The sequence below is a fragment of the Niallia sp. Sow4_A1 genome (genome assembly GCF_052116745.1).
GTDB classification, from domain to species: Bacteria; Bacillota; Bacilli; order Bacillales; family Cytobacillaceae; genus Niallia; species Niallia hominis.
On record NZ_JBQKKM010000035.1, the window covers coordinates 44,344 to 57,743 of the forward strand.

Below are 13,400 nucleotides of genomic sequence, written 5' to 3' on the forward strand. Positions count from 1 at the left end.
AAAAACCTATAAGCGAGATAATCACTCGCTTATAGGTTTTTATTTCAAATATTACAATGGGATATATGAAAGTAGCATTCCACCAACTACACCTGTAATAACAATGATCCATGATGGAAGCTTCCAATAAACTAACATCGAAAATAAAATGGCTGCAAAAGCAAAATCGCTTGCCTGTAAGACACTACTAGTCCAAATAGGGTGATAAAATGCAGAGATTAGAATGCCAACAACTGCTGCATTTACCCCCATTAAAGCACCTTGAATTTTCGTGTTCTTTCTGAAGGAGTTCCAGAATGGAAGTGTTCCAACAACTAATAAAAAGGCTGGCAGGAATATGGCGAATGTCGCAAGTAGTCCCCCTCCCCATCCATTCAGAACTGTTCCAATATATGCAGCAAATGTAAACAAAGGACCAGGAACTGCCTGTGTTGCACCGTATCCTGCAAGAAATGCTTCTTCGCTTAACCATCCACCAGGGACAAATTCACGCTCTAAAAGAGGCAAAACTACATGTCCTCCTCCGAATACAAGAGAGCCAGATCGATAAAAACTATCAAACATGGCAATCCATGGGTATGTAAATAGCTCGCGTATTACTGGTAAAAGGAAAAGAAGGGCAAAAAATAATAATAAAGAAACACTTGCTACTCTTTTTGAAATTGGAAAAGTAACTTCTTCTTGAACTTGCTGCATTGTTTGCTGTTTATATAGAAAATAGCCGATTAAAGCTGAAAATATAATTACCCCTACTTGGGAAAAGACACTTTGCCATAAGAGTGTAAGCACTAATGCAAAGAGTGCAATCGTCTTTCTTTTTAGGTCTGGTGTTAAATTCTTGGCCATACCAAGTATCGCATGGGCAACAATCGCAACTGCAACTATTTTAAGACCATGTATCCAACCTGCATTCTCTATATCTAAGACCTCTATTACACTAGCAAAAATCATCAAAGCAATAACAGAAGGTAATGTAAAGCCTAAAAAAGAAATGATCCCGCCGAGGAGTCCTCCCCGTAAAATTCCTATCCCTATTCCAACCTGACTGCTCGCTGGGCCAGGTAGAAATTGACAAAGAGCTACTAAATCAGCATAGCTTTTTTCGTCTAACCATTTCCTTCGTCGTACATATTCATTGTGAAAATAACCTAAATGTGCAACTGGCCCTCCAAATGAAGTGAATCCTAACTTTGTGGAAATAAGTAAAATTTCTAAAAAAGTTTTACTTTTCTTCCATTGTTTTTCTTTTTCCAATGAGATACCTCCAATAAAATTAGTAATCTTTATCATATAGGAGGATATCTTTTTAACCAAGTTAATTAATGAAAAATTTACAAAAAATTAATAAAACGTCCAATGATGAAATAGAATGTTCTCTTTTCATCATTGAACAGTTTAGTTAACATAATGTTATTATCATAAACTTTCGATTGCTTTACTCACAGCTATCGTCAATTCTTCTGCAATCTCCTCTAATTTAGGCTGCATGATATTATTCGTTACATTCGGAAAAGTTCCTGTAGAATTTATTTCTAAATAACCCGTCATTTTTGTATAATTTGCATTCTTCACCTCTACCATAAAATAGCCATTGCCTTCAAAATGCTCATTAATCCCAACTAATTCAAAAGTAACCTTTGATGGTTCTTTCCATTCTAATATCTTTACTTTCATTTCCACTTTCTTCTTAAAAAGCCCCATATCCATTTTGAATTCCCAAGTAGAAACCGTATCGTTTATGATTTGATGGTAGATGTAGCCAGGTACTAAAGGAGCCCAGTTATTCATGGAGCGAACAAAATCCCAAACCTTTTTTGCGTTAGCGTGGACGATAATTGAATGCTTTTTACTTGGCATCGAAAAACACTTCCCTTATCTTTCATTGACAGACTAATCCCTTCTCTTGATGTAAGCACATGGGATATGGCCTCACTGCAAAGAAAAGGGATTATGTTTAGATCATAGACTATTTATATATATATTCTGTCAAATGTTAGATTATGAATTAGAATGATTTTAAGTTTACATAATATTATTATGGTATCTCTACATGTATTCTGAAATCTCTAAATCCATTGCCTTTTCCTTTTGCGAATCGGAAACATGTGTGTATTTTTGGGTTGTGTTTAAATTTGTATGTCCAAGTAGCTCTTGTACAGTTCGGATATCTCGACCATCCCGCACTAAATGTGTTGCGAAGCTATGTCTTAACTTGTGACTAGATATTCCTTTTTCCTTCCATTTTAACTCTGGATATTCCTTTCCCATTTGATCGATAATCCGTTCTGTAATTTCTTGAATTCTTCTTCGAGAAATTCGCTTCCCTCGTCTTGAAATAAAGAGCGCATCCTCCTGCCCTTTCATTGGATAAATCCTATTTTCTTCTATATATAATTGTAATTCTTCCATTAGCCTTTTAGGTAACGGAATATACCGAGACTTATTTCCCTTTCCCAGTACGTGAATACCTCTTTTTTGATTAATAGAAGACAGATTTAAAGAATGGATTTCCATCACCCGAAGACCTGCAAACGCCATGAGGCCAAGAATTACTTTATTTCGTCTTTGATGCTGTTTTTGTGATACCTTTCCGACCATTTCAAAAAAGGACTTTAATTCGTTTTTTTCTAGGTAACTTGGCAGTTTTCCCTTTTGTTCTTTTGCGCTTTCCAAATCGATTGCTGGATTTTTTTGAACAAGCTCATAATCTACCAAACATTTATAAAAAGATCGAATAGCCGTTAATCTTCTATTTCTCGAACTAGAAGAATTTGCACGCTTCGTTTTTAATTCATTCATAAATAGGGTAATTTGTAATTTCTTCACCGTACTTAAATCCGTATATTCCTCCTTTTTGCGTGTAATAAATTCTAAAAAGAAATAAATATCCCGTAAATAATTTTCAATCGTAAATATACTGTAATCTTTATTATCCATTTCAGTCCGAAAAAGGGTTAGCTCTTCTTCATACCACGTAAATAATGTTTCCTTTGTAATCATATGTATATCCACCTAATTTATAAAGTAGTAATTTTAGTATACTATATTTCTTAAATAACCGCACATAAGAGATATTATGCGCGGTTATGTTGTTAAAACTCCTACGAAAGAATGAATTATCTATTTGTATGTAAATATGTAATAACCAATATCATTTTATCACTAAAATTGGGAGAATTAAGGATAATGATGAGAGGTGATTGGATGAAGCTTCTATTTGTTCTGCTTAGCCTATTAAATTTTTCGATGCTATTTATTCCTATCTTGGAATTAAATGAAATCAAATAGCTGAATCTAATCCTCTGACGAATTATTATCTATGGGAGATTTCACCTTCTTTATTCCTTATAGTTAAAATTAGCATTATCCTTTTTTCTCCTATACTTAGCTATCTACTTTTATAGTGAAAATAGGCGTTTTTAGTTTTTCATACTGTCAATTCCATTAATCTATCCTCCTTTTACATATAGTTTGGATCTCGAAAGCTATTAATTAATCATAATTATATTATGTAAACAAAATTAATTCTGTCTTTTCAATCGATTAAATATTAAAATAATCATATACAGTATATAAGGAGCTAGAATATGAGTGTACATAAAGAAATTACTAAACATGTAAAACAAGTGAATTCTCGCGTTATTCGTTATAAACAATTAGATCAACTGCGCGAATCCTTCATCGAAGAAGCGTTATTGCTTTGTAAAGCTGGGGTGACTTTTTCTGTTGGAAAAATAAATGTAGTGACGGAACAAATCAATGAGTTAGCTAGACTTGGTGTTGTTCCAACAAGAAAGAAAGTGACTAAAGAAATGGTTATTGATTTTGTTAATCGTTCTAAGTAAAAGAAAAAGCGTTAAGAGGAATTTCAACTATCTTCCAACGCTTTTTTGGTATCTTTATTCGTAATTTTCCATGAATGGATGAAATCTAAAAATGGCCTTTCCAATAACAGCATCTTTTGAAATACATCCAATTTGCCTGCTATCCATACTATTTTGCCGATTATCACCTAGTACAAATATATGATCCTTAGGCACTTTGATTTTGATATTTTCTGTTAATCTTTGATTAGGAAGCAATTGGCTCTTATTTTGCTTTAAATAGGGTTCCTCGTATTTTTGTCCATTTATATAAAGAGTGTCATCTTGGATTTCAATCGTATCATCTGGTAAGCCAATAACTCTCTTAATGTAATCTTCTTTCTCAATCGGAGAATGAAAAACTATTGTATCAAAATGCTTTATATGACCTATTTTTGAGACAATAACTCGATCTTGATTTTCATATGTAGGCTGCATAGACTGACCAACTACTTTAACAGGAGTAAATATAAAGTTCCTGCATAAAAAGACAAAAACTAATGCACATACTAGAGCGATAATCCATGATTTTAGCTCTTTCTTAAATTCAGTATTATTTATATTAGCTCCTCCTTCCTAGTTGTCTTCCTTTCACTAATTTATACATGAGAATGTCGTCTACGTATTCATTTTCGGCAATTTTAAATTCATTTAGCTTACGACCTTCTTCTACAAAACCCATCCTTTTGTACAACGAAATTGCTTGATAGTTTGTTGAGAAAACGCCTAAATTTACTTTTTCGATAACAGGGTTTCTTTCTGCCCATTGGAGTAGTACCTCTAATAGTTTTTTCCCTATCCCTTTATTTCTATATTCATTGGTTATCATGATACTAAATGATCCCGTATGATGCAATCTCTTTCTTTCTGGAGATTGAAACACAAGAAATCCAATCAATTCACCGTCTATTTCTGCAACTAATAATGTTTCTCTTTCGTTACGTAAAATATTATTGATCCAATGCTGCTGTTCTTCTAAGGTATGATTAAACTCTTCGGCTAAAGTTATTAAGTAATCTCCTTCAGCGATAACGGTACGCTGTATTTTTAATATTGCTTCTGCGTCTATCCATTCACCATGTCGAATGAGGTATTCTTTTTCTGTTACAATTATCCCCATTTTATCCCTCCGAATTCATGGGAACCCATTATATTTTTATACTCTAGTAATAGTGCCTAATATTATTTTTGAATTTCTACTGGAATATTTATCCAAGCTAGTTATTACTATCATTATATCATAAAATCTAGTCGCCCTATTCCTGAGGCTTTCTTTTTTTTCTATAAAAAATCCAAATAATTAGTACGATCAAAATTGGGATGATAATTGGTGACAAACCAATAGTAAATACGGCTACACCAGATAAAAACGAAATAATCCCGTTAATCGTAGTAACAAATTGACTTTTTGCTTTTTGCCATGTATTTAGTGATTCCTTATTTTTAATAGCATCAACCTTTACTAACTCCTCTTCCAATTGGATAGTAACAGTTGAATAGTCCACATTATTTTGCAAATAGTTCATTCTACCTAAAATTTGTTCCTTTTCTTCTTGTACGGTTGCTAGGTCATTTGAAATTTTTAGAAGATCTTCGGTTTTTTCGGCTTGATCCATTAAGGTTAATAGTCGTTTTTCCACTGCCTCTTTTGCCTTTAATCTAGACTCGAGATCAACATATTCTTCTGTAACATCATTTCCTGTCACGTTCTTCTCTTTAATCTTTATGCTGTGCTTTTCTACTTCCTTTATATAGGATTGGAAATGAGACTGTGGAATTTTCACAGTAATCGAGCCATTTATATACTCGGTCCCGCTATCGTAAATAGATGACCCGACAACATAACCGCCAAGCTCGGTTGCTTTACTTTGAATCGTTGCTTCTACTTGATGGTAATCCTTCACTTGTAGGGAAAGGTTTGCATTGTAAATAACCATTCGATCATCTTCTGCATTTTTTGTAATGTCACTATCCTTGTTCTCATTACTTGTTTGCGCTAATTGTTCCTCTTTCACTTTACTAGAGTCTAAAGTAGCGATCTCATTTTCAGAACTATCTTCAGATATTGCACTTTTTTGTTCAGAATTTTCGTTGCTGCAAGCTGTTAACAAGAATAAAATCAATAAAAATACATGAGTGATAACACGATAATTCTTCATTTATATTTCCTCCTACGTTCAGTTAATCTTTTAGACGGATTTTAAGTGAATTAGTTTCAAATTTATTACATTTTGATTACAAAAAATTGCGAAAGGTCTATCTTAATAATGACCTAGGTTCCTAAGGAAATTGGCTTTGCTAAATGATTAATTTAATAAATATAGGGATAATCATTTACACCAATTCTCTATGCTCTGTATATGATAATACAAGTTTACTTTCAGTGATAATTCCATTTGCTGAACATACAATGGTATAAAAATGAGTTGGAAATTACGCTTATATGGAGGGATATTAGTGGAGTTAGACAGGCATATGGAACTTACCTTTCAAAACCTACAAGAAAAGAAAATGACGTTTGAAATCGTATTTCAACGGATTCTTTCCTTTATGTCTCGAAATCCTGCTGGAAATTATCAATTAATGATTGGCACAGATTCACAAGTGCATGCAAAGCATACTACTTTTATTACGGGTATTGTTATAATGAATAAAGGAAAGGGAGCATGGGCTTGCATTAGAAAAGTAGTTTTGCCCAGGAAGGTTTTACGATTGCATGAGAAGATTTCCTATGAGACAACGCTAACAGAAGAAGTTGTTAGTCTCTTTACAGAGGATAAGAAAAACCAGTTAATAGACGTTGTATTACCATTTGTCTACCAAGGAGCCACTTTCTCTATTGAAGGACATATTGATATTGGAGCCGGTCGAAGAAATAAGACCCGTGATTTTGTAAATGAAATGGTAGCAAGAATTGAGTCAATTGGCATAGAACCGAAAATAAAGCCAGATTCTTTTGTTGCCTCCTCTTATGCTAATAAATATACGAAGTAAATTCCTCTTTCTCAGCAAAAAAACCTGTCCTAAATCAGAACAGGTTACGATAATCATTTTTCTTTTGTAGTAGCAATCTCTTCGGATATCTTTTTATTTTTATTAATAAAATGAATGATAAAGGTGATAATAAACGCAGCAATCAGAATGGCAAAAAATACATAGTGATCTAATTCAAAGCCGAAAATACTTGCAAACATTTTTGCCGCGATAATCCCAATTAAGACAAATGCAGTATTCTCAAGTTCAGGTACTTTTTCAATTAGAACGAGGAATAATTTCGCAACAGTTCTCATCATTAAGATTCCAAGCATACCACCTATTAAGAGAATCCAGATTTCATTTGATACAGCAAGGGAAGCTAGTATACTGTCCACAGAGAAAGCTAAATCCATTAACTCTACGGAAATAACAGTAGCCCAGAATACACCGAATAGTCTTATTGTCCAGCTATCCTTTTTCATAGCTGATGCATCCTCATCTCCATCACCGATCCAGAAATGCTTAATTACAATCCAAGCTAAGTATGCAGCCCCAACTACTTTAATCCATGTAAAGTGGATTAAATAAACGCCAATTCCAATAAAGAAGAATCGGAAAAAATATGCGCCAAATAAACCATACGTTAATGCCTTTTTCTGTTTGTCTGGTGGCAAATGTTTAACCATAACCGCTAAAACAAGCGCATTATCCGCTGATAATAAACCTTCTAAAATAACTAACGATCCAATTAAGCCCCAAGATACTGGATCTGTTAATACTTCTCCCCACATCTTCCAGTCGAAAAATGAAGCATAGGTTGATAATATCTGGTGTAAAACGTCCACTTAAAAAGCCTCCATTAAATAAATGTAATCATATGGAAGCTATTATACTCCTATCATTTTCAGATAGCAACTATTAATAGACAAGCACTAAAAGAGAAATGTTTATTCTTCATAAATCATTTTTACTGTCATACCGCCATCTACCATTAAATTCGTACCAGTGATAAAGTCGTTTTGTGGGTTTGTTAAAAAGAGACAGGCTCTTGCTATATCCTCTGGTTTCCCTACTCTTTTTGATAAATGTTGTTCATGATCGATTTCACGGAGATTATTATAGTCTTTTGTTTCAATCCAGCCTGGTGAAATGCTATTTACGTTTATATGTGCCTCTGCAAGGCTATTCGCTAATGCATGAGTAATGGCCATAATGCCACCTTTGCTTGCACTATAGCTTTCTGTATTTGGCTCAGACATATAAGCTCTACTAGAAGACATATTAATAATGGAGCCACCGTTCTTTTGGTCACGCATGATTTTGGCCACTTCTCTTGAACAGAGAAATACGCTTCTAAGATTCGTATTTAGGACATCATCCCATTCCTCGATTGATAACTCGTAGAAGGATTTAAAAATCCCTTTTCCTACATTATTAATCAGAATATCAATTTTTCCAAATGTATTTTTAGTCATGTGAACCAAATGAATAATCTCCGCTTCGTTTCGGACATCTGTTTTAATAAATAATGCTTTCTCTTTTGCATCAAGCTGTTCAAGAAGTTGATTTCCTTGAGATTCATCTATATCTGCTAGAACAACATATGCCCCTTCTTGTATATAGGCTGTTGCAATCGCACTTCCGATTCCATTGCTAGCACCTGTAACAATCACAACTTTATCTTTAAACAAAAGTATCTACCTCCCTATATATAAATGAAAAGTATCTATATTAATAAAAAAACGATAAAAAAAGCAAGCTAATTTCTCAGCCTGCCTTTTTTGCTTTTATTGTTCAGTGATTTCTACTTTTTCCATTACATCGCCATTTTTCATCGCTTTAACTGTAGACATACCAGAAGTAACTTGTCCAAATACAGTGTGAACACCATTTAAATGTGGCTGAGGCTCGTGAACGATAAAGAATTGGCTGCCGCCTGTGTCACGACCTGCATGTGCCATAGAAAGTGAGCCTTCTACGTGTTTATGAGGATTTCCAACAGTTTCACATTTAATAGTGTAACCAGGACCACCTGTTCCATTACCGTTTGGATCTCCACCTTGGCTCACGAAACCAGGAATGACGCGGTGGAATGTTAGACCGTTATAGAACCCTTTATTAATAAGTTCTACAAAGTTAGCTACTGTTCCAGGAGCTTCATTTGGATATAATTCAAATTCGATGTTTTCGCCATTTTGCATTAATATGTATCCTTTTGTTGCCATGTTTACCATCTCCTTAATTCAAAATCAGCTTTTATCATATCATCTTTTGCTTAAGAAAGAAAATAAAACGTTTATTTCCTGATTCATTCTTTTACTTTTTCAGGTTCCTCGTAATCAATTCCTTTTGTATCAACTGTAACTTTTTTCATTTTTATCTCTTTTAGAGGTTTGTCCAGCTCATCTCTATCTGCTGCTACAATCTTATCAACTACATCCATTCCTTCTATTACCTTACCAAATGGTGCATATTGGCCATCCAAATGGGGGGCATCTGCTACCATAATAAAGAATTGAGAGCCTGCTGAGTCTGGCATTTGAGATCTTGCCATACTAAGGACGCCTCTTTCATGCTTTAAATCGTTCTCAAAGCCATTCTCTGAAAATTCTCCTTTGATGGAATACCCTGGATCACCTGTTCCATTTCCATTTGGATCTCCACCTTGGATCATAAAATCAGGAATTACTCGATGGAAAATCAATCCATCATAAAAGCCTTTATTGATTAATGAAATAAAGTTATTCACTGTATTAGGCGCTTTATCAGGATATAATTCTGCTACAATTTTGGAATCATCCTCCATTGTAATGGTTACAATTGGGTAATCCTCTGGAGATATAGTGTTACTTTTTGCTTTATTCTCTTCATTTTTTGGTGCGGTATCCTCCTGTGTTCCACATCCTGTCAGCAATAATAGCAAGGAAGCACAAAATACAATCATTATCGATCCAGTCCGTTTTGTTAGCACTATGAGACTCCTCCTTTACTCCGTTACCTTCCCATTTTAGCGAAATCTTTCTTTTTATACAATAAATAACCTATTTAGGAAAAAAAGGGGCTGGGACAAAACTAAATAACTAACTTTTAAAGACGAACAATCTCTAATTCTGCTCTTAAATAAAGCTACTTTCTCATGGATCTAAGTTTTTAAATATAGTCAAGTGTAAAACTAAGTCGTTCCATTGCGCTACGGACGCTCGCTTTCCGCGGGGAGGAAGCTGAGTCTCCTCGCATACGCTGCGGGGTCTCAGCCTTTCCTCTATTTCCCGCAGGAGTCGAGCGTCCTCCGCTCCATTACACTTCGTTTTTAAACCTTTTTCCAAAATAATAAACACAAATATTCATGCGATTAGCCGCGTAAAAATTCGTGTTTATTATTGGTTGAAATGCTTATGTCCCAGCCTCTTTTTACGCAAAATAATTTAAAAGATAAGATGCTAGATAAGGTGAATGGATGCGAATTGCTAAAGATGGTGGTTTACTGCCATTGACCAATTCTATCGGAAAGCCAAACCAAACAACTTTATGATCGATAATTACCACAGGAAAGGGAATTTCAGGTGTAGTAACGATTTTCGCTTTAGAAAAAATATGTTTCCATTCTTGATTTAAAGTTTCCTTCGAATGGGGAATAGATACGAATATCTCTTTTTGTGAACGAGTCAAATCTTTTGTTAATAAATCAATTCTTTGCCCATGTGTCCAATAAAGTTTGGGATTCTTTTGCTTAATCCATTCGCCAATATGTTGGTTAGTAACAACTTTATTAATTTGTTCTTGGTGATTGATAAGCTGACGAATCGTTTTGCGGTGATCAATCATTGTTTTGATAAAGCTTCTATTGGCAATATGAATAAATTTCCCTTTTGCTCTACTAATTGCCACATTGATAAGCCGTTCACTCTCTTTTCCAGTTAAAAGCATTCCAGGACGAGAAAAAGAAGGAGCTTCTACACTGTCAAATACAATAACATCTCTTTCGCTCCCTTGAAAACGATGAACGGTAGCTACTATTAAACGCTTATCAGCCATTGCTTCTGGGAAAAATTCGATTGCCATTGCTTCCATTATTTCCGCCTGTGCCCTGTAAGGTGTAACATAGCCAATACTTGCTTCTTTTTCCTTTAAAGACTCTTGGATTACTTGTAAGGCAAGTAAAAGATGTATATAATTCATTCGTGATTTAGAGGCTTTTTCAAAAGTTGCATAGGACCCAAAATGACTAGAATCTAATAACACACTGGCATTATCCTTAAAGGGCGATTGAGCAGCGATTGGTTTCCTCTTTTTTTCGACGTTCTTATAATCTCCTACTAATGAATGATAGATATATTTATTTGTAAATTCAGAGATGGATGGATGCATTCTTCTTTGCTCATTTAACAATAAAAGCTGTGGATGCATGGAGGAAGTATGTACTGTATCAGCTACTCCCGTTGCATGGAAGACATCTTCCTTTAACCATCTGTCTACAATAGCATGGCGGCTCGAGGCAATTGGAGGTAATTGCTTGAAGTCACCGCATATGATGATTCTCTTTGCAAGAGATGCGGAAAATGCCACCTGTGGGATATATGCCATGCTTGCTTCATCCACGATAACTAAATCATACTCATCTTCATAAATAGCTGGGTCTGTCGCAGCCTTTGCTAAGGTGGTCCCGACTATTTTCGCTTTTTGTACAAACTGTACTTCTCTTTTGCGGATTTTTTCCATTACACTTGCCAGTTTCTCTTCCATTTCTAAGAGCTGGGAAGAATCTCTAATTGTAAATGCATTGGCAAGATCTGATTTAAGCTTTTGCTTTTCTTCGATAAACTGTTGCCTTTGTTTTGCTAGATCCATATCTTTTTTATCTAGCAAAGAGCTAGAAGTAATTTGCTCTTGTTCCAGATTGCCATTACTGCTATTTCCCCCGTATCGTAGGATATCTCCCAGTTTAAAACGGTCTTTTTCTTTAATGGTTGTGGTTATTTCTGTTAGTAGTACATCCACTGCTTGATTACTTTGCGCTAGAACAAGAATTCTTTTTCCTTTCCAATAACGTTGTAATGCTACTCTTGCTAGCGTATAGGTTTTCCCAGTTCCCGGTGGTCCCCATACAAAGGAGACAGGATTATATTTACACCTTAATGAAAGCTCATGGACATGATTTTTCAGCTCTTCTGTAGGATGCTTTGTTGCATCATTTGGACGCATCAATTTTACAATTCTGCTAAGCTTTCGTTTATTCTTTTTAATCGAATCAAAGCGAATTTGTAGCTGTTCTAGAAGCTCCCAAGGATCATGGGACAAATAGGCTTCAGCTATATACTCGCCAATCATCTTTTCCAAAATGACAAGAAGGCTCTTTCCATCTGCCGATAATACTCGCCCTTTTACTGCAAGAGATCCCCAGTGAAGGATTACATTTGAGCCAATAGGAACTTTTAAATTGCCGATACTTTCAAAATAATAAGTAAAATCATTCTCTGTATTTAATCGTATTCCATTATATAAAGCCACTTTAGATTGGCCGAATTTTTTTAAATGATTTATTTCTATTTGAAGTGCTTGCTGCCATTCTTTAATCGTCTTAATAATATTTGTCATTCCACTAATTCCTTTATAAAAAATCGATTGTATAATTATAACACTTATAAAAAAAGAAGGATAGAAATGGAGTACTCCATTTCTATCCTTCTTTTTAGCAGTTATCCTTCTGTTTTTCTATATATGCATCTATTTTTGTATCTAATCGTTCTAAGCTTTTCAATGCTCTTTCCTTTGTTATCGTGCGATAGTGATGATGTCCTCCAGGCTCTTCATCCTTTTCATCTGCCAATTTTACGATTTTTTGTAAAGGAGAGAGTATGACGGAGCCTCCTGGAATAAAACTATCGGTATGAAAAAGGACAGCTAATGCGATTTCTTTCGCTTTTACAGGATTTTCTCCTAAACGAATTAATAATTTATGCGCTCTTTCTGCTCCTTTAATTGGATGAATGTCATTTTGTCTATATAATTTATAATCCCATTTCCCATCTTTATACCAAGTGTAATGACCCATGTCATGTAAAAATCCGGCTTTAGCTGCATTATCGACATCGACATTTGATTCTTTTGCCATTTCAAAAGCATGATAAGCAACTGCCAGAGCATGAGCTAAACCTGAACGTGTAATATATTTTTGAGCAATATGGTGGTTATAAATATCGATAAGTTTAACATCTCTCATCTCCGACACTTCCTTTCTTTATTTGAACCCATAACTTAATATGTTTTTGCAGGTCTGTTGCTATTAATTAAACCTATTCACCTTTTTCACTACGATGACACATGGGCTTAAGCTATTACTTTTCCATCTAGCGTCCATTGTTTAGCATTTATAAAAAAACACCCAAAATGGGTTAATGTTTCATTCTTTCCTCGCACCTTTAAAAAAGTATTTTTCCTATTATATTATATCACTAGTGTTGCATTAATTTATTTTCACTATTAAAAATACTCAAAATGTTCAATTTTATTATTTTGTGCAAAGAAAAAGTCCTTTATAATGGATAAGTCAGGTGGTAACCC

14 protein-coding genes are annotated in these 13,400 nt (G+C 34.6%); 2 read left to right on the forward strand and 12 right to left on the reverse strand.

Features of this window, described 5'->3' with window-relative positions; genetic code table 11:
- Positions 1-51 precede the first annotated feature (51 nt).
- The 3 genes from chrA to ACTQ5K_RS17755 form a co-directional block, all read right to left on the reverse strand.
- Complete coding sequence (gene chrA, locus ACTQ5K_RS17745; RefSeq protein ID WP_031536509.1) at positions 52-1,254, reverse strand: chromate efflux transporter; 1,203 nt, start codon at positions 1,252-1,254, stop codon at positions 52-54.
- A 162-nt stretch (positions 1,255-1,416) separates the two neighbouring features.
- Positions 1,417-1,857 (reverse strand): CoxG family protein, encoded by a 441-nt coding sequence (locus ACTQ5K_RS17750; RefSeq protein WP_441994157.1) that lies wholly within the window; start codon positions 1,855-1,857, stop codon positions 1,417-1,419.
- 189 nt (positions 1,858-2,046) lie between these two features.
- The gene (locus ACTQ5K_RS17755) at positions 2,047-3,000 is read right to left on the reverse strand and encodes a tyrosine-type recombinase/integrase (RefSeq protein ID WP_031536511.1); all 954 of its coding nucleotides are present in this window, start codon (positions 2,998-3,000) and stop codon (positions 2,047-2,049) included.
- Between the two features lie 587 nt (positions 3,001-3,587).
- Here ACTQ5K_RS17755 and ACTQ5K_RS17760 point away from each other — a divergent pair.
- Positions 3,588-3,845, forward strand: coding sequence for a DUF2533 family protein (locus ACTQ5K_RS17760; RefSeq protein WP_349204919.1), 258 nt, complete (start codon positions 3,588-3,590; stop codon positions 3,843-3,845).
- A 54-nt stretch (positions 3,846-3,899) separates the two neighbouring features.
- Here ACTQ5K_RS17760 and lepB read toward each other — a convergent pair whose 3' ends face one another.
- From lepB to ACTQ5K_RS17775, 3 genes are all read right to left on the reverse strand, one after another.
- Positions 3,900-4,424, reverse strand: a complete 525-nt coding sequence (gene lepB, locus ACTQ5K_RS17765) for a signal peptidase I (RefSeq protein ID WP_031536513.1) — start codon at positions 4,422-4,424, stop codon at positions 3,900-3,902.
- Between the two features lies 1 nt (position 4,425).
- A complete protein-coding gene (locus ACTQ5K_RS17770; RefSeq protein WP_031536514.1) occupies positions 4,426-4,983 on the reverse strand; it encodes a GNAT family N-acetyltransferase in 558 nt (185 codons plus the stop codon).
- A gap of 136 nt (positions 4,984-5,119) precedes the next feature.
- On the reverse strand, positions 5,120-6,022 hold the full coding sequence (locus tag ACTQ5K_RS17775) for a DUF4349 domain-containing protein (protein ID WP_235252700.1): 903 nt from the start codon (positions 6,020-6,022) through the stop codon (positions 5,120-5,122).
- A 316-nt stretch (positions 6,023-6,338) separates the two neighbouring features.
- Between ACTQ5K_RS17775 and ACTQ5K_RS17780 the strand changes: the two genes are divergently transcribed.
- Positions 6,339-6,857 (forward strand): ribonuclease H-like YkuK family protein, encoded by a 519-nt coding sequence (locus ACTQ5K_RS17780; protein ID WP_031536516.1) that lies wholly within the window; start codon positions 6,339-6,341, stop codon positions 6,855-6,857.
- A gap of 53 nt (positions 6,858-6,910) precedes the next feature.
- Here the strand turns inward: ACTQ5K_RS17780 and ACTQ5K_RS17785 are convergent, their stop codons facing one another.
- The 6 genes from ACTQ5K_RS17785 to ACTQ5K_RS17810 form a co-directional block, all read right to left on the reverse strand.
- Positions 6,911-7,684: a TerC family protein gene (locus tag ACTQ5K_RS17785; RefSeq protein ID WP_235252701.1), complete on the reverse strand. Its 774-nt coding sequence runs from the start codon at positions 7,682-7,684 to the stop codon at positions 6,911-6,913.
- Positions 7,685-7,786: 102 nt separating this feature from the next.
- Positions 7,787-8,530 carry an SDR family NAD(P)-dependent oxidoreductase gene (locus tag ACTQ5K_RS17790; protein WP_349204918.1) on the reverse strand — a complete coding sequence of 248 codons (744 nt, stop codon included), beginning with the start codon at positions 8,528-8,530 and terminating at the stop codon, positions 7,787-7,789.
- Positions 8,531-8,626: 96 nt separating this feature from the next.
- Complete coding sequence (locus ACTQ5K_RS17795) at positions 8,627-9,064, reverse strand: peptidylprolyl isomerase (RefSeq protein WP_031536519.1); 438 nt, start codon at positions 9,062-9,064, stop codon at positions 8,627-8,629.
- 83 nt (positions 9,065-9,147) lie between these two features.
- Positions 9,148-9,810: a peptidylprolyl isomerase gene (locus ACTQ5K_RS17800; protein ID WP_396953898.1), complete on the reverse strand. Its 663-nt coding sequence runs from the start codon at positions 9,808-9,810 to the stop codon at positions 9,148-9,150.
- A 440-nt stretch (positions 9,811-10,250) separates the two neighbouring features.
- Positions 10,251-12,434, reverse strand: a complete 2,184-nt coding sequence (locus ACTQ5K_RS17805) for an AAA domain-containing protein (protein WP_349204917.1) — start codon at positions 12,432-12,434, stop codon at positions 10,251-10,253.
- 94 nt (positions 12,435-12,528) lie between these two features.
- The gene (locus ACTQ5K_RS17810; protein WP_031536522.1) at positions 12,529-13,059 is read right to left on the reverse strand and encodes an HD domain-containing protein; all 531 of its coding nucleotides are present in this window, start codon (positions 13,057-13,059) and stop codon (positions 12,529-12,531) included.
- Positions 13,060-13,400 lie beyond the last annotated feature (341 nt).